The following is a 24,799-nucleotide window of genomic DNA, read 5'->3' as shown; positions in this document are numbered from 1 at the left end:
TGGAAAATGTTCACCTCATTTTTTATTGTATACTCTCCACTTTAACGCTTAATTTTTTAGGACAGTTTCCATGCGCGCGAGTCGCTTTTTATTTGCAACGTTAAGAGAAACCCCAAACGATGCTGAAGTTATTTCACATCAGCTTATGCTTCGTGCCGGGATGATTCGTAAATTGGCTTCAGGTTTATACACTTGGCTGCCGATGGGCGTTCGCGTATTAAATAAAGTTGAAGCGATTATCCGCGAAGAGATGGATCGTGCTGGTTCACTTCAAGTCCTGATGCCTGTCACTCAACCCGCATCTTTATGGGAAGAATCAGGTCGTTTCGTACAATATGGTCCAGAACTTTTACGTTTTAAAGACCGTCATAACAATGACTTTGTACTTGGCCCTACACATGAAGAAGTAATTACAGATCTTGCTCGCAATGAATTGAAAAGCTATAAGCAATTGCCTGCAAACTTCTACCAAGTACAAACTAAATTCCGTGACGAAATCCGCCCTCGTTTCGGTGTGATGCGTTCACGTGAATTCATCATGAAAGATGCCTATTCTTTCCATGTTGACCAAGCTTCTTTACAAGAAACCTATGACAAGATGTATGCAGCTTATTGCAAGATTTTCACTCGTTTAGGTTTAAATTTCCGTCCAGTTCAAGCGGATACAGGTTCAATTGGTGGTTCTGGTTCACACGAATTCCACGTCCTTGCGTCTAGCGGCGAAGATGACATCGCATTCTCTACAGAGTCAGATTATGCTGCTAACGTAGAAATGGCGGAAGCAGTATTAGTAGGTGAACGTGCTGCTCCGACTAAAGCACTTGAAATTGTTGATACACCAAATCAGAAAACCATTGCTGAGGTTTCTGAATTCCTTAAATCAGACCCTACTCAATCTGTCAAAGCATTATTGGTTCAAGGTGTTGCTGAAGAAGGTAAAGCTGCACCAGTGGTTGCCTTATTCCTACGTGGCGACCATGAACTGAATGAAATTAAAGCAGAAAAACACCCATTAATTGCTGCTCCATTAACTTTTGCAACTGAAGCACAATTAGCTGACTTAGGCTTAACTGCTGGTTTCTGTGGCCCTCAAGGCTTAACCGAAAAAGGCATTACCGTTATTGTTGACCGTGCAGCGTCTGTACTTTCAGACTTTGTTGCTGGTGCGAACCAAGTTGATAAACATGCTGTAGGTGTAAACTGGGAACGTGATGCACAATACACCGAAGTTTATGACCTGCGTAATGTTGTTGAAGGTGACCCTTCTCCAGATGGTCGAGGTACAATCTTGATTAAACGTGGTATCGAAGTTGGTCATATCTTCCAGTTGGGTCAAAAATACTCTAAAGCGCTTGGCTGCAAAGTTTTAGGTGAAGATGGCAAACCTCTCGTTGTGACTATGGGTTGCTACGGTATTGGTGTAACTCGTGTTGTTGCTTCTGCGATTGAACAAAACTTCGATGACAAAGGTATTATTTGGCCGTCTGCAATTGCTCCTTTCGAAGTTGCTATCGTGCCAATGAATGCACATAAGTCACCACGTACAATGGAAGCAGCTGAAGCACTGTATGCAGAATTAACTGCTGCTGGTTATGATGTGCTTCTTGATGATCGTAATGAGCGTCCTGGTGTTAAATTCTCTGATATCGAGTTAACAGGTATTCCACACCGTATTGTCATTGGCGAGAAAGGTTTGGATGCTGGTACATTTGAGTACAAAGGTCGCCGTGATGAAGAATCAAGCAACCTCAGTAAAGAAGACCTTTTAGCGAAACTTGCAAAATAATTTGCGCTAAACATAAAAAATCCCGCTAGGTGCGGGATTTTTTATATCAAATATTTTAAGCCTTAACAGAATTTCAGCCCCCCGAAGCAGTTAGAACGAAACTCCTGTCCAGACAGTTTTAAATTGGTTAATGGGAAATCAATTAATGACGGGTTTTTAATCTCTTTAACATCCAAAGAAGAACCTGCAACACAACCAAAGAGTAAATCTCCACAGTTACGAACATTGGTACTTAGGTCATGGTTAATTCCGGCGATCGTTTGTTTCAATACTTCATCCGTAATCGCCACTTTATCTGATGGTGTAATACTGCCCAAATCGACTTCATCTTCCATCGCCAGCCACCACCCTCTTTCTGCTGCGACTGCAGCACCAGGCCAGAGTATTTTTTGAGCTTGTAAAGATAGCGAAGCAGGGTTATTTAGATAAAGTGCGTGAATCAAACCTAAACTTTGATTTACCGTAATATCGGTTTTTAGCCCAGTAAGATACCCCGTCACATCTTTATTCAAATTAATGTTTAAACCGAGTAAAGAGATTTGAGCTTCTAATGGACCACTAAAATCTAGACGATCAACAGTTCCTGTACCCTTTAACTGTACATCTGTCATTCGATTCCCACTTACAACAGTGGCAGGAATCGTAAAAGGAGCCGTGGTTGATTTTAAATTAAAAGAATAATTATCAGATTTGTAGTGAAGCGGTAGATCAACTTCAGCACCAAATAATGTCCCCTTAACAGCCCCTTCAATGTATTGCTGCGTAGAAGCATAGTCCATCACACGCTCGGCAGTTGTTGCAACACCCGCAGATGCTTTGGTTTTCATATAACCACTAAAGGTATTGATACCATTGGGTGTATTGCTATTTTCTGTACCTAATGTCATTAATCCAGAAATTTTTTCAGCGCTCAAACGAAAGCCCATCACTTCACGTGTTGCCGCTGATTTCGGATCTTTAATTGCAATTTCGATAAAAGGATTGGTCAGCAAAGCTGAAGTTGCCGCACGTTCATCCGACGTATAATTGCTATTTGCAGGCAAGCCACTCAGTGAAATATGATCAATATCAATATCACAAGCACCTGAGCCATTTGCACCACCACAACCCAATTGGAGCTTTTTAATATTGGCATTGAGCTCCATTTCAGCTTCCAAACCAAGTTTATAAAAGCCAACTTTGGATTGGTCAACGGCTTGTCCACTCTCATCCACAGAATTATACCCCTGCGTATATTCCATGGAGAGTAAAGCTTGACCATCAACTTTTGATAAGCTTTCATCATCTAAAGCCATCATTGCATGAGATAAGCTACTCATCGCAAATGTCGAGAATATCAAACCTCTGATTAACTTCTTTTTCATAACAAATTCCCTGTTCGTTATTTTATTTATTTGTTATTGATTTAATCTTACTAGCGTGGAGTAATCCCCATCGTACTTCGCATTGTTCCACCGGTTAGGGCAATATCCGCCATCTTTTGCATATTGCCATTTGTTAACATCGAAACTTCTGCACGAAACGCTTTAGACATATTATTGGTTGGATTGAATTTTACCTGATTATCAAACTCTACCGAATCTTGTTTCATTTTAATTCGAGCATCAAAGCCTAGATCGCCCTGCATTTTATTAATATTGATACTTGAAGCTGAAACGACACCGCTGGCATTTACATCTTCATTCATCAAACTTAAATAGCTTCCCATAACTTTTTGATCTTTCTTTTCAGCATCAGTTAATGCTTTAAATTCAAAGCTTCCACGGAAAGACAAATAGTTATTTTCTGCACTGTCATTTAGACCCGGCACTATAAATAGCTCACCCTTACCATCGAGTTTAAACGCAATATTCGTCAACACATCATCACGTTTAGAGAAATTATCTAAAGGTACTGTGGTCCCACATTTGGCAGAAGCTGTAGTCGCACAGTTATAGGTTGAACCCGGAAGTTGACCAATCGCTAACTCGGCATTGGCTGCAATCAATAAATTATCTGCACGTACATAGATGCCATCATTTTCATAGCCAATCACACCATCAGATTGAATAAGTGCATTGATGTTTCGTAAGCCTGCATAATAATTGACTTCTTGACCATTAATACCTTTTTTACCATCAATCAAAATAATGGAAGTTGTACTTGGTGTTCCTGTTTTTTTATCAACACCATAACCATCTGTGCTCATTACAAGGTTATAGCCAATACCTGATTTTTCAGCCGCATTTTTATAACTGTATTTTTTCTCTGATAATGCAACGTTGGCATTCATATTATAAATCGGGATACCAATCCCCCAACTGTTGTCATTACTTGCAATTGCAGCAATTGAGTTATCCGAAATAAATCGTGCGGTACGCGCGATGGACTGAAAATCCATACCACGAATCGCCACAAGTGCAAAATTTCCACCCGCCGTTTGATTTGACAGATTCTGGGTTAAAACATTATTGGTTAAACCTAATGTCGCTTTTAATTTATCATTTACCAGAAAATCAAGGCTTTTTGCTTGAATGGTATTGATATAAATATCGCCAAAATCAATATAGGCATTTTTATCAGCAACTAAAGACGTTAAATTAGAAAATTCAATGGCATAACTACCAATACCCGTATGGCCAATTTCTAAGGTTGTCGGTGCTTGACCTGCAACAAGACTAGGATCATCCTTTGAAGTGAAATCCGCGCGCACACCTAAATGTAAACCACCTGAACCAACGGACTCATATCCTGAAGCTTTCGTTGCTAGACCAAAATCTTTAATTCCTTCTTGATTGGCATTTAAGGCAACTCGTGCATTAGTGACAGCACCCGATGCTCCCATACGAATTAAATTGCGCTGTGCACCACTATCGGTACCGTATCGTAAATCGATATTAACGCCGGGGTTTGTGGCATCGCTACGTGAGCTATGTACATCTGAAGTATCCTTTACCCGCCCCAAATTGACCGCATGGTCTTTGCTCCCTGTGGATTTTGTGGTGAGAACAATGCCTTCATCAGCTGCGACATACATATAACCTGAACCAGCAAAGTTAAAGTTAAAGTCCTTTAAGGTTACGCTATGTCCATTCATACCATGACTAATGCTGGCATTTTGCAATTGAAATTCCATATACGCCGTATCATTACGGTTAAATAGACCATTGCTGGTTTCAAGTAATACCTTTAAAGGTGAAGATGTTGCAATCGTAAGTGAACCTAAATTTTGTGTAGGCGTTTGGCACGTTGTGCCTTGACACAGCAACATAATATTTTGTGCAACAGCCGTAAATGGGCTGACACTCGCAGCTATACGCATGCCTACACCAGCATCCGTAGTCCCGACATCAAAATCTAATTTTGATGTAATGGTGCTTTGTCCAACGCCATCTATTTGCACATTGTGCAAACCCATTTTCATCTTATTTTGGTCAGTTGGGTCAACCCAATTTAACTGATCAACTTTGACTCTAGAAACTTCATGGGTAATCGAAATACCATCTTGGCCAGTAACTGCACCCAAGCTTTCATCGGTCATCGCTTCAAAAGCATAGGCGTGTTGAGCAAGTAAAATACTGGTTGCGAGTGCCGTTAAAGTTGTTATTTTTTTCATCACAATATCCTTATATTCAGTCACAGCTGATTAACAGCGACCTGCACCATTTCCAGTGCAGTTAAAACTGAAGATGTTTAACTTTCCACTCATGTGCATGTTGCCATGCACATTAACACCCATAAATCCTTGTTCTGAACCACGATCAAAATCAGGCACTGCTAAAGTTGAAGTTGTTCCATCAGCTTTCTTTTCGGTATAGGTCGTATAAGTACTGGTATTTTCATAACCTTCCTTACCTGTCGTCCCTGTTTCCACCGCCAACGTAGCAAAACCTAAATTTCTAATTTTTAATGGCTTATCATCATAAAATGTCAACTGCATAGCCGTTTGTGGATTGCCTTCACGATTGATAATCGTCACACCATCTAGTGAAAATTGATCGATCTGTAACGTTCCTTGAAACTGTTTAAACACCAACCATTTCTTATTACCATTTGCATCCACATGATTATTGGGTGCAAGTGCTAAGCGACAAAATTCATTGGATGAACATTGATATCCATAAAAAGCTTGAGTCGTTTTACCATTCGCATCCATGATTGATATGTTGTTTTTTGACATATCATTGGCGTATTGATGGTTTAAGGAAAGTGTCCAACTGAGATCTGCACCGCCTTGGCCCGTTGCAGCGGTAAGTTCGCTATTATCCATAGACACTAAGCCTGCATGAGTTTGTGTCAGTGCAGCACAAACAATAGCGCATAAAATTTTATACATGTAATTTCTCCTACAGCCCTGTTGTTCTTATTTTTAAGTGCTGAATCAAGACGCCATCTATGGCAACAGATCCTAAGTTCGTGCTTTGTCCATTAACACCTTTAAACACTACACCTGTCGCAGTATCCGTACTTTTTGCATTTAGCAGATTACCAGGCAAGCGCTCTACTGTACCAATTGCAATACTACTATGTGTTGCATCACGCCCTTGGTACAGTGCTGTAGCATCTGAAGCATTGGCTTTTAAGTCTGTGCCACAACTATAGACGTTACATGTTGAACCTTTAAAGTCTGCAGCAGTTAAGCCTGATGTACCTGTGGTATTACCAACGATATCTGTATAGTAAGTATAAATTTTACTGTATATAGAAGGCACATTAGGAATACGTGTTACTTCCAAAATAATATTTCGACCTTCCGACCCCACAATAAAGGGCTGATACATATTGCCTAAAACTAAATTGATGTTTGGGCTATATAAATATAGACCTTCCGTTTCATGGAAAATCGGAGCGACAGAACGGTCCATCGCTGGTGTCGGTGCCGTACCATCATCCAGTTCGGAGCGTGCAGCTGTACTGATACGCATACCGCGAGCATCCAAATCACCGTCATTGATACTCAGTGACTCAGCACGATCATTGGTATTAATACGAATTAGGCTGGCTAAACCTAAGGTTTGGTTGTAATTTGTATTTGTAGATTTTAGGGTTTGAAAAATTCGAACTTGTGATCCATTAAAACTCAGGCCATTCGCAACAATTTGAGTACGTAAACGATAGTCTTTATCTAAGCCACTTGTCGGCGCACCGGTAATCGGATCAACAACATTACTTGAATTCAAAGATCGTGAAAATACGTCCATCCACAAACCAAGTTTGATGTTATTAGATGCATCATCTGCTGCAATTTTCTTTAATGGTGCCTCAATGGCTAAGTAACCAACATTCCCCTTATTATCTTTCGCAAATTGTTCAACATCTTGATTTCCCGCATGGAAAAGCCACGGATTTTCAGCTGTCCCCCAATTAAACCCTTGATCGGTATAGCGTGTTGCTAATGAACTTTTGCCATTTTTATCTTTACTGTTGGACAGGGCTAAGCCATATATAAATACATCTGCTTTCGATCTGAGACTCGATACCGTTGCAGTAGATGCAATTTGTTTGGCTGTAATCTCAGCATTTTTTTTCACAGTTGCTAATGCTGCATCGCTTGCCTTTTGAGCTTCAAGCTTGGCATAGTCCGTTGCCAACTGATTGAGGGTTTCTGCAGCTTTGGCATTCAACTGAGCATTTTTTGTTGTATCTATAATATTTGAACGTGTTATTTTTCCTGAGACATAATTTTTATAAAAAGTCGAAGTGGTTGGCAAGTTACCCGTACTATTGTTACCGTATAGTAACTCAATCATCTCATAGGTATTTTTTAAAGCGGCAGCTTGAGATTTTTCTTTTAAGAGCGGTGTAATTGATTCTTTCGTTGTGCCATCGTTTTCAAAAGATAAGCCAGCCGATGAACCATTATAATAATCTGCATAACGCTGATCGTAATATGCCTTCATCGTTGGTGATTCAAGATAAGACTGTACTAATCGGCCACGATATTCTGTTGAATATGTTGCGATGGTTTCATTGGTTACTCGTGTAGCATTATTGGTCTCATAAGTGCTTTTAGAACTTATAAAAGTTGAGTCATAAACACCGTTATAGCCCGTAACTCGGCCTTGCTGATAAGCATCAACATAAGCTGCTTTGTAGATTTTATCGTAAGCACGCTGGCCTAATTGTTCATAGTTTTCACCTGTAGGAATAATCCGAATAAAACCTGTATCGCTTTTCCCTGGATCAACCATACCTGACGCATAACTAGAAGCTGTAGAACGGTCATTTGGGCCTTGAAAGACCATTTTGAAATTTTCTAAAGTGAGTGCAACACCTTCACCAGTTGTGGCTGAAAGTGCTTCATCTGATAAATCTTGAAGCGCATATACAGATGGTGCAGCAAAAATGCTGACTGCGGCTGCTAAGCAACTCTGGCGGAATAACTTAGCCTGGGTGAATTGAGTCATCTCGACCTTCCTTTTATCAGATGCTCTGCATCTCTCTTATATTTATTCCTGAGAACTGGCTTTGATGTTATTGTCCATTTATTCCTTAAATGGAGACTTGTGATAGACCAGTCACTTAACTTTTTATTATGCTGAATAATTACTCAATTGCAAAAACTTCCCCACCGAATGGTCTATTTTCCGATGAATGACCCAACAAAAAAGCGGGCTAATTCGCCCGCTTTTTTAAACTCAATCCGAAGGATTAAGCTTTCGGTAATGTCACACCGGTTTGACCTTGGTATTTACCACCACGGTCTTTATAAGAGGTTTCACACACTTCATCTGATTCGAAGAACAACATTTGTGCGACACCTTCACCCGCGTATATACGTGCAGGTAGGTTGGTTGTATTCGAAAATTCTAAAGTCACGTGACCTTCCCACTCTGGTTCAAGAGGCGTCACATTGACAATAATACCGCAGCGCGCATAGGTTGATTTACCTAAACAAACGGTTAACACATTACGTGGAATACGGAAATATTCGACTGTCCGTGCTAGTGCAAACGAGTTCGGCGGAATGATACAAACATCTGATTCGATATCAATAAAGCTTTTATCGTCAAAGTTTTTAGGGTCAACAATTGCTGAATGAACATTGGTAAAGACTTTAAATTCACGAGCACAACGCACGTCATAACCATAGCTCGACACGCCATACGAAATAAGCTTTTCGCCATTTTCATCATAACGGACTTGGTTTTCTGCATACGGTTCAATCATGCCGTGTTTTTCGCTCATTTCGCGAATCCAACGATCAGACTTAATAGCCATTTATCTCTATCCAAAAACTTAAATCAATTATTGCGTGGTACTTTAACTGAAATCCGACTTAATGAAAATAAGCTTTGCCGAACTAAGCGGATTTAGTCATTTTGAAATCAATTTAGAGTTTTAAAATCGCAGAATAACTCAGTGGTATCGAAAAACTAACCAAGACTAGCGATGCTGTTCGTTGTAAATTGGCTTGATTGAGCCAACTAATTTTATTCGATGCCAAAACTGAACCAAGGAAGGTCCAAAAAAATGCAATAGGAACGATCAACAACAAAAAGATCAGCATGTGAGCTACATAATACTGCGCATTTTGCCAAGCCAATGCAGGAAAAATCGCAGATGCAAATAATAGTGCTTTAGGATTTAATAACGTCGCAACAAAGAGTTCGCGTGCACAAATGCCCTTTTGATTAAAATTTTCAGCAACAGTTGCTGTACGCCATAATCGCATAGCCAAAAATAGAATATAGCCAGCACTAAACAGTTTTAAAATGGTCGGCAGTAAAGGCAGATGTACGTAAATTTTACCAATGAGAAAACCCCATAGGCTAATCGAAATAAGATAACCAAAGGCTTCCGCTGGAATGAGTCGGAATGATTTACGTAGCCCAACTTGAATACCCGAAGATGCGAGTAAGGTATTGGTTGGTCCTGGCGTTAACAAAATACTGATAACTAGACCAATAAAAAACCATGAAATCATACTTTGACCTCAAACTTAATCCGCGAAGATTAATTCAGTTGTTTCGTATTAGCAAAATAAAAAATAGAAACGCTTATAAAAAACTCCTTATTTAATTATAAATTCAGTAACTTAAATAGAAAAACAAAACCTTAGCTGAACAGTCATTCAGAGCACCTTACAATTCAAAGAAATATCTTGAACTTATATTTATTAATAGAAATTTCACATGATTCCATGTATACCCTACAGTTTTTACACGTAACAAAATATTATTAAAATAAACGATATAGCTCCATGCCATTCTTACGCATAACCATTATTTATTGGAGACTAAAAAATCAAAAAAAAATACTTTTCAAAAATAATTGATTAAGTTATGTTCAATTGAGTAGTGGAAATTAAAATTAAAGCTCATCAAATCAATATTCAAAATTTATGTGTAAAAGGACGTTTCTATGAACCAATGGACAAAACTCACGTTACTCTCGGTTACTTTGGCGTGTATTACTGCTTGCTCAAATGATCAATCTACTTCAAAAAATACCACGGAAGGAAAAAGCGCAGAAACTGCTACATCTGACAAACTTCAAACCAAGTTCGTAACCATTGCAACTGGTGGGGCATCAGGACCTTACAATGTGATTGGGACAAGTCTTGCAGAAATTTATAACAAAACCTTTGGTGTAAATTCTAAGACTCAAACTACAGGTGCATCCGTCGAAAACTTAAACCTTCTGAAACAGAATAAAGTTGAAATGGCATTTGTTATGAGTGACAGCTTAACAGAAGCACTGAACGGAACAGGAAGTTTCGCAAATGGTAAAGTTGAGAATGTCAGCCAAGTCGCAGCGCTTTATCCCAACTACGTACAAATCGTAACCTCTAAAAAATCAGGGATCAAAAATATCGAAGATTTGAAAGGTAAACGTATCGCTGTAGGTGCACAAAATTCAGGTGTAGAAGTAAATGCACGTACACTGTTGAATGGTTTTGGAATCACCTATAAAGATATTAAAGTTGATTATTTAGGCTATGCTGAAGCCGCTGATGCTTTAAAAGGTGGCAAGCTTGATGCTGCATTCCTGACTAGTGGCATTCCAAATTCATCACTCATGGAACTTCAACAAAGCTTTGATCTACAGTTAGTTTCAATCAATGCAGATAAAGTCAAAGAAATAGCTAAAGATCAAAGTTATTTCTTACCGATGATTATTCCAAAAGGCACATATGGCAATACTGCGGACATTCAAACTGCCGCAATTAAAAATGCATTAGTTGTTCGCACAGATATATCGGATGATGATGTCTACAAACTAACAAAAACTTTCTTTGACAGTTTGCCTCAATTGGCAACTTCACACCAAGCAGCAACAGAAATCACGCTTGAAGGTGCTCAACAAGGCCTTGTAGCGCCTCTACATCCAGGCGCGAAACGCTACTATGATGAAGTGGCTAAAAAATAATAAGCTTCAAAAAAATGCAGTTTATACTGCATTTTTTATATTGTTCTTCTTAATCTATGCTAGCTATCCAACACTGTATACGCAGGTTAGAGTTGAAACTGATATATGCAAAATTTCAACTGATCAATTTGATTTACAGTGGAAGCATTCAGTAGAAAAGACGGCTTGGTCTGAACAATATCAGCGTCAAAAGAATAAGTTTTTACTGCGCCACACCGATTTGATTTCATTTGGTGCAGGTACACCCTCAAATTATCCCATTGAGTTTCAAAAAAATGGTGTGATTAGAATGCGGGTCAATCAAAATATAGATGAAATCAACTGGGTGATTTCTAGAAATATGCAAGGCACGATCCTCGCTGACCAAAAAATTTGGTCTATTTTTCAAAGTTACCCAGACTATAGTTTGGTCAACATCTCGGTTCAATATCAACCCAAATGGAAGTCTTGGTGGATTGGAGAATGCCTATGAATTCCAAAGAAGATAAAGTTGTATTAGAACAACTCGATGAGAAACAACAACAAGCCATATTAGAAAAATTTGATCGGGAATCTGTTACTCGAATCAATATGAGCAAATCTGTTACCTACTTTGTTGCATTTGTAGCGATCTTTTATTCATTATTTCATTTATTTATTACGTTTAATCCTTTACCTGAGTTAATACAGCGTGCAGCCCATGTCGCTATTGGCCTAGCACTCATTTTCTTACTCTATCCAGCTCGTCAAGCAAGCTCCCGGCAGCATATTTCACTTCTCGATTGGTTCTTGGCTTTGCTTTCCATCTTCAGTTTTTTATATTTATGGAAAGAATATCAATCTATTATGACCACTCGAGGTGGTATTCCAAATACCTTAGATATCGCGTTTGCAATTATGAGTGTGGTATTAGTCATAGAAGCAACTCGCCGGGTCATGGGGTGGATGCTGCCCATTTTAAGTTTAATTTTCCTGACCTATACATTTATCAGTCACTTTGATTGGTTGCCAGATCGATTAATTACTCGCCCTTATACCATCAGCGACATTTTCGGACATATGTATTTAAAAACCGAAGGCTTATATTCTTCGGCAATTGGTGCATCCGTCACTTTTATTTTCTTATTTATCCTTTTTGGTGCTTTTCTTGCAAAATCAGGTATGGGGAAATTGTTCAATGATCTTGCCATGGCATTGGCGGGTCATAAACAAGGTGGTCCTGCCAAAGTTGCTGTAATTTCAAGTGGATTTATGGGCAGTATTAATGGAACTGCTGTTGCCAATGTTGTTGGCACAGGCTCATTTACCATTCCATTGATGAAAAAAATTGGTTATCACAAGAATTTTGCTGGTGCCGTTGAAGCCAGTGCATCCGTCGGTGGACAAATTTTGCCGCCAGTCATGGGTGCGAGTGCCTTCATTATGGCCGAAACAACTGGCGTGAGTTATGGCACGATTGCACTAGCCGCATTATTACCTGCCTTATTGTATTACCTTGGCGTCATGGCTCAAGTTCATTTCCGTGCGGGTAAAGATGATCTGAAAGGCGTACCTAAAGCTGATTTACCTAAAGTAAAAGAAGTTCTAAAAGAGCGTGGACATTTACTTATTCCAATTTTGGCACTGGTCTTTTTCTTATTTCAAAATATTCCTGTGAGCTATGCTGCTGTCTACACCATCGTCCTGACCATCTTTGTAGCAGCTTTAAGAAAATCAACACGAATGGGTGTAAAAGATATTTTAGATGCGCTCGTTGATGGAGCCAAACAATCATTATCTGTGATGGCTGCTTGTGCTGTCGTTGGTATTATTATCGGCGTAGTAAGTCTGACAAGTTTTGGTTCAGTAATGACTTCTTCAATTATGAGTTTAGGTGCAGGTAGTCTCTTTCTCACTTTATTTTTAACCATGATTGCATCGATGATTTTAGGCATGGGGCTTCCATCTATTCCGGCCTATATCATTACTGCCACCATGGCAGCACCAGCACTCGCAAACTTTGATATCCCTGTATTAGTCGCGCATATGTTTGTGTTCTATTTTGGTTTATTTGCAAACATCACCCCACCAGTTGCCCTTGCCGCCTTTGCGGGCGCAGGAATTGCAGGCGGTGATCCAATGCGCACTGGGTTTCAGGCCTTAAAACTATCTCTTGCTGGTTTTATTGTTCCATTTTTATTCGTTTATAACCCTGCCATGCTGATGATTGATACCACCAATGTTGCAGTCAATGCTCGAGAATTTGCCTTTCCTGCATGGACAACTATAGTGAGTATTACTGTCACTTCAGTGATAGGAATTCTCGCTTTAGGCTCCGCAGTTGAAGGTTATTTCAAGACTTATCTCAACTGGTTCTGGCGTATTTTTTTAGGTGTGGGTGCGCTGTGTATGATTATTCCAGAAACCATTACAGATATTGTAGGCATTATCATGGTCATCATCGCAATTACGGTGAATATTATCACTGCTAAACGTAAAGCAAACCCGTCTCTTTCCTCCTAAAAAACCAATTAAAAAGCCCGGTAATTACCGGGCTTTTTAATTTCTTAGACTAAGGCGTACCCTCATTTGATGGGTGGGTTTTAATGACTTCAAATAATATTTAAAATTATTTGTTCCTCTATATTTTTTCAATGCTAAGCCCCTTGTAACAGAGGACATTTGGCAAAAATCTAAGACACAATGCGTTTGTACGGTTACTGCCGTTCAAAGAATTGATCCTAGCCAAAATAATAGAAATATCGTGAAAGCTATTTTGTAAAAACTAAGTACAAACGCGACATCCTTTGATATGCCTCAAGAATTTTATCCTTGGCAGACGGCTTATAATCGCAGGAAAAATAAGAAATTGTGCAAATCGTTTTTTAGATGTGTAATTCATAGACATCGTTGAATGTCTAAAGTTCAGTACTCATAATTTTCAAACACTCCCAATACCACGTTATAAAAAATCTGGCACGAGGCCAGATTTTAATACGATCAACTTAAATTTCAGTTCACCCTTAGAAAATACGGTTTTTATCTTTTTCAGCCTGAGGTAATGCATCTGCAACTTTTTGTGCAATCGCCATGTAGCTTTCAGCAGCATCATCACCTGCTATCACAGATGGTTTCCCTGCATCGGCATTTTCACGAATTTGTACATTCAGCGGTAAACGACCTAAGAGCGGAATGTCGTATTGGGCTGAAAGTTGGTCGCCACCACCTGTACCAAAGATTTGCTCTTCATGCCCACAGTTCGAACAGATGTGAGTCGACATATTTTCAACCACGCCCATCACGGGAATATGTACACGATTAAACAACTCAATGCCTTTGGTCGCATCCATTAATGCAACATTTTGTGGTGTCGTCACAATCACAGCACCTGTCACCGGTATACGCTGTGCAAGCGTCAACTGGATATCACCTGTGCCTGGTGGCATATCAATGACCAATACATCCAGATCAGGCCATAAAGTTTGGTTAAAGAGCTGCATTAACGCCCCCGTCGCTTTCGGCCCACGCCAAGCCACAGGGGTATTGTTATCACCTGTTAAATGGCCAATCGATAAGACTGCCAAACCATAAGCTTCAATTGGTACAAATTGTTCAGCTTCAATCATAGGCGTACGGCCAGCGTTACCGAGCATAGTTGGAATACTTGGACCATAGATGTCTGCATCTAATACACCAACTTTTAAACCCAGTTGTTGTAATGCAAGCGCCAAATTCACTGTGGTGGTCGATTTACCCACACCACCTTTACCAGATGACACCAAAATGACATTTTTAATGCGTGGATGTTTCGGTACATCACGCTGTTGTGGAGCCGCTTTTTGAATTGGTGGATTGTTTGGATCTTCTTCAGCCTTGGCTTGAGTAGCAGATGCATCCACAACAGGTGGCAGATTACTCGTAGTAGACTTTTGCTCAGTTTGTTCATTAGCTTTAGGCTGTGTTGAACAGCTTTCACCTTCTGCATGATGATGACCACAACCACCTTCAGATTTATGCCCTGTTTTTTGTTGAATCACGTGCATATTCAGCTCATTAATACCGCATTTTTCCAATGCATCGGCCAAATCATCATGGATTTTTTGTAAGTCATCGGCTTCTGAAGGAAAGGTATTAATCGTGATCTGCAAGATCTGACCTTGCACATTTACCTGTGTAATACGGTCTTTTAAAGCATTATTTGAATTGGGAAGTACATAGTTTTGTAAAACCTGTTGGATTTCCTCTTCTTTCACCTCTTGGGAGGGTGAAAACACAGATTTTAGAGAAGAAAGCCACGACATTATGTTGTCTCCAAACAGGAACATCAAAAGATAATAGCGATAGTTTACCTGTTCATCTGCCCCAGAGTAAGAGGGAGATGAATGACTTATTCCTATAAGCTTATAAAGTTGAGTAATTTAGTCAGCTTTCAAACAATTTTTCTAACGTGTGACACTTAAAAATGCACCTGCAACTGATTTTTGCGGCTAAACCAAAGCCTTTAAATTTGAATTGATTACATATCAACCATACATTTTCGGCGTAATTTCAGTTTATATTTCAGTCGTTTCAACAGAATAATCATAGCGATGGATGTGCAATCTAAAGGCACATTTTGTGCTTTTTAGTTTTTAAAATGGGGATGACGATGTATCCGAAGACTATCTATAAGAAGAATATTTATAAAACGACTTTATGTGCCTTGATGCTCCTGACTTCAGCAGCCTATGCAGAAATTGCGACTGAAGCCATTCAAACACCTGACCGACAAACTGTAGCGATTGGTGATAGCCTCGATCTCATGCGCTCGCGTATGCAAGCATCTCCGATGAAAATGGTGTCTTATCCGCTGCAAGAGAAAAATCTGCCTGCGAAACTAGCGGTAGATTACACCTATGAAATTGCCAATATGCGCTATGTGATTACCGTAGTCGATGATCAAGTCAAAAATATTAAGACTGAAAATTTAGATGGATTAAAACAATGAATCCTAAAAAAGCCGCTCTTGATAGAACGGCTTTTTTGATCAGCCCCAATTAAGCTTGATCATCTTTTTTAAACTTATTCAGTGTGTCAGTGGCTTTCTTTTTTAACTCGTCAAATTTCTCTGTCGCCTGCACTTTTAGTTCATCAAATTTTTCGACAGCCTCATGTTTAAGTTCGGAAGCTTTGACTTTGGCTTCATCAAATTTATGACTCGCTTCTGCTTTTAACTGCTCTAGACGGTCTTTGGTTTCAGCATGCTGTTCTGCATGTTCATGTTTGGCGTCATTTAAGGTTTTTTCACCCTCAAGCTTGAGTTCTTCAACTTTATGCTTTGTACCATCGAGTGCTTTTTCGCCTTCAAGTTGAGCCTCTTTGGCTTTGAGCTTTAGATCATCACCCAACTCTGACGCTTTATCTTTCAATTGATCAATTTTATTTTCAGTTGTCATCGTTCTCGCCTCTTCTCTGTTATTGTCTAACAATAGTTATAACGTGCTTTGACGGGATGACCTTAAAAATATGCATTTAGAAACAATTGAGCTACATGACGTTGCATTTATGCTTTTTGGCATAAGGTTAGGAGTTAAAATTGATCCGAGTTTAAATGTATTAAATCATTGAAAAATATAAAGGCTATTTTTATTGTATTGATATTCATCAATCTAAATTAAGCAAAAGGAATAACGGTAAAGCCCCTAATGACGCACTTTACCGCTACATAAAAAGATTATTTGCTGACCGTACTCATAAAGCTCACTGCGGAAAACAGCCAAATAAACAGAATAAAACTCCGTCCCTGATTAAAATGCGTGACATCGGTGCCATGCAAAATATTATGACGGGTCATCGCTACGGTAGAGCTGCTATCCATTTGGTAGGCTGCCAATTCGGCAAAATACGGATTCAACTCATTGGCAATTTTTGCTTTATGCCAAAGACTCTTAATTTCACTGCCTTTTAGACCGGGTACAATTTTATATACATCGACAAACTTGGTACCGCTCTGCTTTAAAAAGCCCGTTTGAATCAGTACATCCGTTAAAATGCCTTCTAACTGTGCATACAAGACAGGGATACAACCGGCATGGAAATTCAGCTTATACAGTTTAAAAGCTTCAAGTAGAACCAAACGACGTTGCGCTTTATTTTCACCAATCTCTAAGGCATCAAAGGCTTTCAACATTTCAGTTTGGAAAAACTCGCTATTGATGACATTCAGAAAATTAAAGTCTGCATCATTTTCATGTTGATGTTGATGAAGCAGTTGCCAAAAATACAATAAATTTAAAGCATCATTCGCTACTTTCATTTCTACAGGCTGATCTAATTCATCGGCCAATACATCGAAGTAAGGTTCAGTTGTAGCCAAATCACGTAAAGTCTGAATCAGTAATGCATGTTCATCTGCCGAAATCTGCTCAAGGTATTGTTGTGCTTCTTTGACAATGTGCTGACCGAGTTGTTTATTACGCTGTTGATTTTGCGGAATACGGGTCACAGGCTGGTCGTCATCATAATCGTCGTCGTACATGGGCTTGTCACTCTAAAGGCATCACAGATATGCCCTATTATCACTGTAATTGTGTCAGCAATATAGATTTTTTTACTTTTGCAAAGATTTCACCTATTCCCTTGTGCAAGTACTGGCTATCTCATGTAAAATTACAGCCCATTGCATAAATACGAATGAGAGAGTCATATCCGTGCGTAATATTTTAGTTACTAACGCCCTTCCATACGCGAATGGCCCAATTCATATGGGTCATTTACTCGGTTATATCCAAGCTGATATTTGGGTTCGTGCCATGCGTGCAATGGGTCATAACGTGACTTATGTATGTGCGGATGATGCTCACGGCACAGCGATTATGCTACGTGCGGAAGCCAATGGTATTTCGCCTGAACAGCAAATTGCCAATGTGCAAAAAGAACATGAACGTGACTTTGCTGGCTTTAGAGTTGACTTTGACCATTACGACTCAACTAATAGCCCTGAAAACCAAGCACGCGCTTCAGAGATTTACATTAAGAACCGTGAAGCGGACAACATTGCTGTACGCCCTGTGACGCAATTGTTTGACCCTGAAAAAGCAATGTTCTTGTCGGATCGTTTCATTAAAGGTACATGCCCGAAATGTAAAGCGGAAGACCAATACGGCGACTCATGTGAAGTGTGTGGTACAACCTACAACGCAACTGAATTACTCAATCCAAAATCGACTTTGAGCGGTGCGACACCTGTAGAAAAATCTTCAGATCACTACTTCTTTAAACTGCCAAACTTTGGTGAATACCTGCAAAAATGGACACGAGACGAAGGCCGTCTGCCTGTGTCAATTGCCAACAAACTCGATGAATGGTTTGAAGCAGGTCTGTCTGATTGGGACATCTCGCGTGATGCGCCTTATTTCGGTTTTGAAATTCCTGATGCACCAAACAAATACTTCTACGTTTGGGTTGATGCGCCAATTGGCTATATGTCGAGCTTTGAAAACTACATCAAGACTAAACGTCCTGACCTAAGCTTTGACGACTACTGGAAAAAAGATTCTAAAAATGAAGTCTATCACTTCATTGGTAAAGACATCGTTTACTTCCACGCGTTGTTCTGGCCTGCAATGCTTGAAGGTGCAAACTACCGCACCCCAACAAGCTTATTCGTCAACGGTTTCTTGACTGTAAATGGTCAGAAGATGTCTAAATCTCGCGGTACGTTCATTAAAGCGGAAACATACTTAGAGCATTTAAACCCTGAATATTTACGTTACTACTTTGCATCTAAGCTTTCTGACAAAGTTGAAGATTCTGACTTGAACCTTGATGATTTCGTTCAGAAAGTAAACTCTGACTTAGTGGGTAAAGTGGTCAACATCGCAAGTCGTTGTGCGAAATTCATCAATACTAAATTTGATAACAAACTTTCTGCAACGTGTGCAGAGCCTGAATTGGTACAAAGCTTTATTGATGCAGGCGCTTCAATCGCTGCTCAATATGAAGCACGTGAGTTCTCTGCAGCCATCCGTGAAATCATGGCGCTTGCGGACAAAGCCAACCAATATATCGACGAGAAAAAGCCTTGGGCTTTAGCGAAAATTGAAGGTGAAGAACAACAAGTTCACGACGTATGTTCTGTTGGTATTAACCTATTCCGTCAATTGGCTGTTTACCTTGCACCAGTACTTCCTACCTTGGCAGCAGAAGTTCAAAGCTTCTTAAAATTAGAATCTTTCGACTTTGCTTCAGGCAAAACAATTTTGGTGAATCATGAAATTGCTCAATTCCAACCATTGATGCAACGTGTAGACCCGAAAGCAGTTGCTGCGATGGTCGATGCGTCTAAAGATTCTTTAGCTGCCCCTGCGGAAGCTCCAAAATCTGAAAAGAAAAAAGAGAAGAAAGCTGCTGAGAAAAAGCCTGAACCTAAAGTAGGTGAAGCTGAAATTATTGGCATTGAAGACTTTATGAAAGTTGACCTGCGTGTAGCAGAAGTTTTAGAAGCAGCTCACGTTGAAGGTTCTGACAAACTGCTTCAATTGACTTTAAATGTCGGTGAAGCTGAGCCACGTAACGTATTTAGCGGTATTCGTGAGTTCTACCAACCTGAAGACTTAAAAGGCAAATTGGTGGTGATGGTGGCGAACCTTGCTCCACGTAAGATGCGTTTTGGTATTTCTAACGGTATGGTTTTAGCTGCGGGTAATGGCGAAGGTGTTTGGGTGATTTCACCTGAAACTGGTGCTAAAGCTGGTGATAAAGTGTCTTAATTTTTAGATTAAGATAAGAAAAAGCCTCTACGTTGTAGGGGCTTTTTTGGGCTTTAAGTTCCCTCTCCTTTTAGGAGAGGGAAAATTCATTGTGAACCCAAAGAAACCATTCATTCCAAACAACTAAAAGCTTTAAGCATTCACTATGCTAAAAAGAGCTAAAACTAAAATATTGACAAATCGCTCTATGAAAAAAACTACTTATTTAAACTAAAGTAAATTTAATTTATTGATATTTCATTATCTTTATATAAAATGTGCTCGCTTTTTATAATTTATTAATCTTAGGGGTACAACATGAAAAAATTATTGGTTGCAGCACTAGCAGTTTCGACAGTGGCTTTCACTGGCTGTTCAATCCGTATGGCGGATATGACTGTAGCATCTACAAAAAACTATAATTTAAACTCAAATCAGTTCGTAAAAGGTCAGCGCGTTACTGGTGAAGATAAAGTACCAGTTGTGTTATTCCCACTAGGTATTCCAAATTTCAAAACAGCAATTGACCGTGCTATCGAAAAAGACCGCTGTGCAGTTGCACTTTCAGACGTTGTTATCACTCAACTAAACCAAGCATTCCTTGTTGGTCAAATTGGCTATCGCGTTGAAGGTACACAAGTTATTGACCGTTCACAACCAGAATGCAACAAATAAAATTGCATAAAAAAGCTTCTATTCGTAGAGGCTTTTTTCGTTCAATCACTTCATACCAAAAATCAACTTTAAACCCAGCACTGTCATCACTGCCCCAGCTGCCCGATCAAAACCCGCTTTAAACTTCAAATAGACTTTACGTGGTTTTTCTGCCGACAAAGCCACAGCGACCAATGAGCACCAGCCTGCATCGATAAAGAAACACAAAACTGGCAGTACAAAGTAAAAATACGTCGGAATGTCTTTCGGTAAAAGTGCCGTAAAAATACTGGCTAACACAATTGCAATTTTCGGATTCGACAACTGGGTAATTAAACCAGTGGTAAATGCACGACGAAGTGACATTTGCGAGCTGCTGGCATCACCAGCTTCAATCGGTTCTTTGGCATGTTTTATAATTTTAAATGCCATCCAAAGCAGGTATAAACCACCACAAATTTTTAAAGCCAAATATGCAGAAGGTACAGCCAATAAAAATGCCTGCAAACCCAATACCGCTAAAAGCCCAAATATTGCAGCGCCCAAACCTGTACCAAGTGCGGTAAATAAACCGTGTTTACGTGAAATCGCAATGGAATTCTTCGCCACATAAATTGACGTTGGCCCTGGGCTCATTGCACCAAGTAATAGTGCTGCCGCAATCGAGCCTAATATCCAAAATGATTCCACTATCACACCGTTTTCACTTAAATTCGTGGCAATTTTACAGATAGAATCTCTGAATTTCTCCCTATAATTTGCAGTGTTTATTTTAATTGACCAAATTTTTCACTATAAATAACTTGAATACTGCATTAATCCATCGCATGATCGCTAAAAGTACAAATTAATATCAAGACAATGAAATTAGCCGAAGCCCTACTTTTACGCAGTGACTTACAAACTAAATTGGCCTCGCTGCAACAACGAATCAATAACAACGTGCTCATTCAAGAAGGTGATGCACCCAGCGAAGAACCGAATGCTTTAATTCAAGAAGCATTTACCGTAAATACAGAACTTTATGGCTTAATTGAAAAGATTCACGCCACCAACGCACAGGCTAAAACCCGTTCTGGACGCTGCATGCTTTCAGTGCTCAATGAACGTGATTTATTGACCCAGCAGCATCGAATCTTGCAACAAGCAATCGACAGCTCACGCCGTGAAAATGGTCGTTATAGCTCGAGTGAAATCCGTTGGATTAAAACCATTGCAGTGGCAGATTTACAGAAACAGGCCGATAGCATTAGTCAGCAACTTAGACAAAATAACTTAGAAATTCAGGCATCCAATTGGCAAATAGACCTGATAGATTGACCTGATTTAAGCATTTGAACCACGGTTCATTCCAGTTCGGGCATACTGGGCGAGTACAGAGCCTTTTTAAATGTTTGTAAGGCTTTAATCCAACAAACTACACTGCAGAAGTAAGACGTCTACTTCAAAATGTTCACACATCTGACGTAGCACACTGCATCTGTGACTCTTTACATGTCACGTCTCACTACCGTGTACTGACAGTATGTCCACCCTATTTTTTTTACGGATCCATCTGCTAATCGTCATCTGCAGCGGCTTCATTGAGTGCAACATCTTCACGCGGTAATTTATAATCAAGGTCATTTACAGGGACACCACCAATGATCATGGTGCGATGTTCATTTTGAGGACGATGCAATTCGTCAGTCGTATCACAACCCACCATCCAAAAACTGCACAGGCACAGCATAGGCAGCACAGCCCGACTTAATTTGCTCATTGGATGCCCTCCATTTTTATAATTATCTTGTTTATAAATTCAGCATAACATTTTTGTGCAGATATTCACCTTATTTATCTGCCGATTTAGGGTCAATTGTCAGGAATTATGTCTCGACGGTCTTTCCAATGCGGATGCAAACTGATGCCGATAGAAAAATATTTCCTTTTAAAAATAAATAATTGATTCATTTTATTTAACTACATAGAAGACAAGTTACAAAACTGCTATCGAATACGATTTTACTTCGGACACTTTTGTCCGTTTAATATCTAGATAAATTTAAAATGATGATGCCAAAGAATAATGTCCACACGTCAACAACTCGCTGCACAAAACCGAGAAATCCTTTTAGAAGCTGCGATTGAGGTTTTCCGTATTCACGGAATCAATGCGCCTTTACAACTCATCATGGATCAAGCTCAAGTTGGACGTGCGACGTTTTATCGTAATTTTAATGACCGTCGTGAGTTGGTACTCGCCTTAATGCAAGCTGCCTTAAACCGACTTGAACAACGTGCGCTTAATTATGCACAGTTCGATGATGGATTTATTCGCCTCATTCAAGACCATATTTATAATATTCCCTATCTCACAGCCCTAATGGAATATTGGCGTGTGATCGATCGGGATGATCCCGCCATGGTTGAAATATACCAACGACGTGATGCCATATTGCAACCGATGATTGATCAGGCCATTCAAAATGGTCGCTGCCGAGCAGACTTTAAACCGGCGGACTATGCCATGGTCACCTCCATTTTACGTGCAGCTTTGCAAGGCCATACCGAAGCAGATCAGGAAAAACTCGCCAAACGTGCCGTGGAATTTTTACTACATGGTATTTGCGGGTAACACGTCATGTCCAAATCACCGCGTTTATTAGAACCTGCTCCGGATTGGACACCCGAAGAAAAACCGACTTTGCCCGGATCTCCCGCTGCCATTGCACATCCCACCTATAAGCGTTTTTTATACTTCTTTATCGGTTTATTTGTTGCGATCTCGGGGAGTTTAAGTAATGGATTTATCACGGCAAATTTACCCCTTCTACAAGGTGAATATGGTTTAACGCCTTCAGAAGCGGCATGGATTCCTGCGGCATTTGTTATGGCCAATGTCAGCTCTAACCTGATCTTATTTAAAGCCCGTCAACAATATGGACTTAGGCTATTTTCAGAAATTGGTTTGGTTTTATTTATCGCGGTAATGCTGCTGCATTTATTCGTCCATACCTATGAAATGGCAATTTTTGCACGGGTGATCAGCGGCTTACTTGCAGCTCCACTCAGTTCGCTTGGGATGTATTACATCATGCAAGCCTTTAAACGTGCTCATTTTGGTCGTGGGCTTTATCTAGCTTTAGGCTTTCAGCAGTTGGGGATACCGCTGGCATGGATCATGTCGCCCTATCTGGTCGATGTAAATGATTGGTCTATTTTCTATACCTTTGAATTAGGTTTAGCCTTATGTTGTTTGGCGATGGTGGTCTCGCTCAAACTGCCACGAAGCCTACGTATCGAAGTGTTTGAAAAGCAAGATTTATTCACCTTTGCATTATTGGCACCCGGCTTTGCTTTGCTATGTATCGTGCTAACTCAAGGCCCGATTCTTTGGTGGTTTGATGCTGAATGGTTGGCTTATTTACTCATCGCCGCTTTGATTCTTTTAGTCGTCGGCCTGACCTATGAACATTTTCGGGTCAACCCCCTGATTGTCACACGCTGGCTCGGAACATCGTCTACCGTGAGTTTTATTATCGGTGCCTTTGCCATTCGCTTTCTCATGTCAGAACAAAGCTATGCGGCAGTGAATTTTTTGAAAACCATGGGCATGGGACCCGACCAATTCGTTTCTTTTTATACCGTCGTGCTGATCGGGATTGTCTTAGGCACAGTGTTTAGTGCCCTGACCTTTTCCAAAGAAAAAATCGTGCTTCATCTACTCGGTGCAGCAGGTCTCGTGCTCTTTGCCTGTGCACTGGATTATCACCTGACCAGTGATGTTCGACCGCATGATTTTTATTGGAGTCAGTTTTTGGTGGGCTTTGCCAGTGGCATGTTTATTGGCCCACTTTTGCTTACAGGCATTGTCAGTGCTTTGCAAAAAGGCCCATCGCACATGGTGACGTTTATCGTACTATTTTCTGCAACGCAAACTTTTGGTGGTCTCGTCGGCTCATCGTTCTTTTCGACCTATCAGCAAATGCGTACCCAAACCTATCAGGCACAGATTTATAATGATTTATCGCAAACCTCCCCTATAGTGGAACAGCGCCTACAACAATTGGCGCAAAGTGCGCATCAATATTCTTTAGACTCAAATTTAGACCAACAACAAGCCATACGTAGCCTTAATCAAACCATCACTCGAGAAGCCCAAGTTCGAGCCTATAACGATGTGATTTTTTTAAATGGCATCTTCGCCGTTTTATTGTTGCTTTGGGGTTTATTGCTGATGGGCAAAAATAAATATCAATTACGCCAACAGCAACGCACGGATAGCAGTTAAAATTTTCCCGACTTAAACAACATAAGCAACCGCCAAATGACCTAATCG

The 24,799-nt window shown here is 40.0% G+C and carries 21 protein-coding genes; 10 read left to right on the top strand and 11 right to left on the bottom strand.

Annotated features, from left to right (window positions below; all coding sequences use genetic code 11):
• Window positions 1-70 precede the first annotated feature (70 nt).
• The gene (locus FTT92_RS00760; protein WP_180171193.1) at window positions 71-1,786 is read left to right on the top strand and encodes a proline--tRNA ligase; all 1,716 of its coding nucleotides are present in this window, start codon (window positions 71-73) and stop codon (window positions 1,784-1,786) included.
• 62 nt (window positions 1,787-1,848) lie between these two features.
• On the opposite strand, the gene FTT92_RS00755 is transcribed toward FTT92_RS00760, so the two are convergent.
• The 6 genes from FTT92_RS00755 to FTT92_RS00730 form a co-directional block, all read right to left on the bottom strand.
• The gene (locus FTT92_RS00755; protein ID WP_111884918.1) at window positions 1,849-3,150 is read right to left on the bottom strand and encodes a hypothetical protein; all 1,302 of its coding nucleotides are present in this window, start codon (window positions 3,148-3,150) and stop codon (window positions 1,849-1,851) included.
• Between the two features lie 50 nt (window positions 3,151-3,200).
• Window positions 3,201-5,381, bottom strand: a complete 2,181-nt coding sequence (locus tag FTT92_RS00750) for a DUF6160 family protein (RefSeq protein ID WP_180171192.1) — start codon at window positions 5,379-5,381, stop codon at window positions 3,201-3,203.
• 30 nt (window positions 5,382-5,411) lie between these two features.
• Window positions 5,412-6,101, bottom strand: coding sequence for a hypothetical protein (locus tag FTT92_RS00745; RefSeq protein WP_180171191.1), 690 nt, complete (start codon window positions 6,099-6,101; stop codon window positions 5,412-5,414).
• Window positions 6,102-6,111: 10 nt separating this feature from the next.
• The gene (locus tag FTT92_RS00740; protein ID WP_180171190.1) at window positions 6,112-8,172 is read right to left on the bottom strand and encodes a hypothetical protein; all 2,061 of its coding nucleotides are present in this window, start codon (window positions 8,170-8,172) and stop codon (window positions 6,112-6,114) included.
• 244 nt (window positions 8,173-8,416) lie between these two features.
• Entirely contained in the window at window positions 8,417-8,986 is a 570-nt protein-coding gene (gene dcd / locus FTT92_RS00735; RefSeq protein WP_005008040.1) for a dCTP deaminase, read from the bottom strand.
• Between the two features lie 112 nt (window positions 8,987-9,098).
• Window positions 9,099-9,692, bottom strand: a complete 594-nt coding sequence (locus tag FTT92_RS00730; RefSeq protein WP_180171189.1) for a LysE family translocator — start codon at window positions 9,690-9,692, stop codon at window positions 9,099-9,101.
• 437 nt (window positions 9,693-10,129) lie between these two features.
• Between FTT92_RS00730 and FTT92_RS00725 the strand changes: the two genes are divergently transcribed.
• From FTT92_RS00725 to FTT92_RS00715, 3 genes are read left to right on the top strand one after another with little or no spacing between them, the layout of a single operon-like run.
• Window positions 10,130-11,137: a TAXI family TRAP transporter solute-binding subunit gene (locus tag FTT92_RS00725; protein WP_168379308.1), complete on the top strand. Its 1,008-nt coding sequence runs from the start codon at window positions 10,130-10,132 to the stop codon at window positions 11,135-11,137.
• Window positions 11,115-11,609: a DUF1850 domain-containing protein gene (locus FTT92_RS00720; protein WP_227591861.1), complete on the top strand. Its 495-nt coding sequence runs from the start codon at window positions 11,115-11,117 to the stop codon at window positions 11,607-11,609. Before FTT92_RS00725 ends, FTT92_RS00720 begins: the two co-directional genes overlap by 23 nt.
• Window positions 11,606-13,618 carry a TRAP transporter permease gene (locus tag FTT92_RS00715; protein WP_067764590.1) on the top strand — a complete coding sequence of 671 codons (2,013 nt, stop codon included), beginning with the start codon at window positions 11,606-11,608 and terminating at the stop codon, window positions 13,616-13,618. The genes FTT92_RS00720 and FTT92_RS00715 overlap by 4 nt, the downstream gene beginning before the upstream one ends.
• Window positions 13,619-14,118: 500 nt before the next feature.
• On the opposite strand, the gene apbC is transcribed toward FTT92_RS00715, so the two are convergent.
• Window positions 14,119-15,396, bottom strand: a complete 1,278-nt coding sequence (apbC, locus tag FTT92_RS00710; RefSeq protein WP_180171188.1) for an iron-sulfur cluster carrier protein ApbC — start codon at window positions 15,394-15,396, stop codon at window positions 14,119-14,121.
• A 347-nt stretch (window positions 15,397-15,743) separates the two neighbouring features.
• Between apbC and FTT92_RS00705 the strand changes: the two genes are divergently transcribed.
• Entirely contained in the window at window positions 15,744-16,082 is a 339-nt protein-coding gene (locus FTT92_RS00705) for a hypothetical protein (protein ID WP_180074107.1), read from the top strand.
• A 49-nt stretch (window positions 16,083-16,131) separates the two neighbouring features.
• Here FTT92_RS00705 and FTT92_RS00700 read toward each other — a convergent pair whose 3' ends face one another.
• Complete coding sequence (locus FTT92_RS00700; RefSeq protein ID WP_180007518.1) at window positions 16,132-16,530, bottom strand: hypothetical protein; 399 nt, start codon at window positions 16,528-16,530, stop codon at window positions 16,132-16,134.
• Window positions 16,531-16,808: 278 nt separating this feature from the next.
• Window positions 16,809-17,612 (bottom strand): hypothetical protein, encoded by an 804-nt coding sequence (locus FTT92_RS00695; protein WP_180171187.1) that lies wholly within the window; start codon window positions 17,610-17,612, stop codon window positions 16,809-16,811.
• Window positions 17,613-17,784: 172 nt separating this feature from the next.
• Here FTT92_RS00695 and metG point away from each other — a divergent pair, with 172 nt between their 5' ends.
• Together metG and FTT92_RS00685 are read left to right on the top strand one after the other, a co-directional pair.
• Window positions 17,785-19,845, top strand: coding sequence for a methionine--tRNA ligase (gene metG / locus FTT92_RS00690; RefSeq protein ID WP_180171186.1), 2,061 nt, complete (start codon window positions 17,785-17,787; stop codon window positions 19,843-19,845).
• Window positions 19,846-20,142: 297 nt separating this feature from the next.
• Window positions 20,143-20,499 carry a hypothetical protein gene (locus FTT92_RS00685; RefSeq protein WP_067764607.1) on the top strand — a complete coding sequence of 119 codons (357 nt, stop codon included), beginning with the start codon at window positions 20,143-20,145 and terminating at the stop codon, window positions 20,497-20,499.
• A gap of 45 nt (window positions 20,500-20,544) precedes the next feature.
• On the opposite strand, the gene FTT92_RS00680 is transcribed toward FTT92_RS00685, so the two are convergent.
• A complete protein-coding gene (locus tag FTT92_RS00680; RefSeq protein WP_078192408.1) occupies window positions 20,545-21,168 on the bottom strand; it encodes a LysE family translocator in 624 nt (207 codons plus the stop codon).
• A gap of 171 nt (window positions 21,169-21,339) precedes the next feature.
• Between FTT92_RS00680 and FTT92_RS00675 the strand changes: the two genes are divergently transcribed.
• Window positions 21,340-21,798, top strand: a complete 459-nt coding sequence (locus FTT92_RS00675) for a DIP1984 family protein (RefSeq protein ID WP_180171185.1) — start codon at window positions 21,340-21,342, stop codon at window positions 21,796-21,798.
• A 238-nt stretch (window positions 21,799-22,036) separates the two neighbouring features.
• Here FTT92_RS00675 and FTT92_RS00670 read toward each other — a convergent pair whose 3' ends face one another.
• On the bottom strand, window positions 22,037-22,240 hold the full coding sequence (locus FTT92_RS00670) for an NF038215 family lipoprotein (RefSeq protein WP_180107328.1): 204 nt from the start codon (window positions 22,238-22,240) through the stop codon (window positions 22,037-22,039).
• A 306-nt stretch (window positions 22,241-22,546) separates the two neighbouring features.
• On the opposite strand from FTT92_RS00670, the gene FTT92_RS00665 reads away from it, so the two are divergent.
• Together FTT92_RS00665 and FTT92_RS00660 are read left to right on the top strand one after the other, a co-directional pair.
• On the top strand, window positions 22,547-23,095 hold the full coding sequence (locus FTT92_RS00665; protein WP_180059305.1) for a TetR/AcrR family transcriptional regulator: 549 nt from the start codon (window positions 22,547-22,549) through the stop codon (window positions 23,093-23,095).
• 6 nt (window positions 23,096-23,101) lie between these two features.
• Complete coding sequence (locus tag FTT92_RS00660) at window positions 23,102-24,751, top strand: MFS transporter (RefSeq protein WP_180171184.1); 1,650 nt, start codon at window positions 23,102-23,104, stop codon at window positions 24,749-24,751.
• The last annotated feature ends 48 nt before the right edge of the window (window positions 24,752-24,799 follow it).

This window comes from Acinetobacter sp. YH12023 (assembly GCF_013420135.1).
GTDB classification, from domain to species: domain Bacteria; phylum Pseudomonadota; class Gammaproteobacteria; order Pseudomonadales; family Moraxellaceae; genus Acinetobacter; species Acinetobacter amyesii.
The sequence above is the reverse complement of the archived record's forward strand: the minus strand, read 5'-3'. Positions and strand labels throughout refer to the sequence as shown.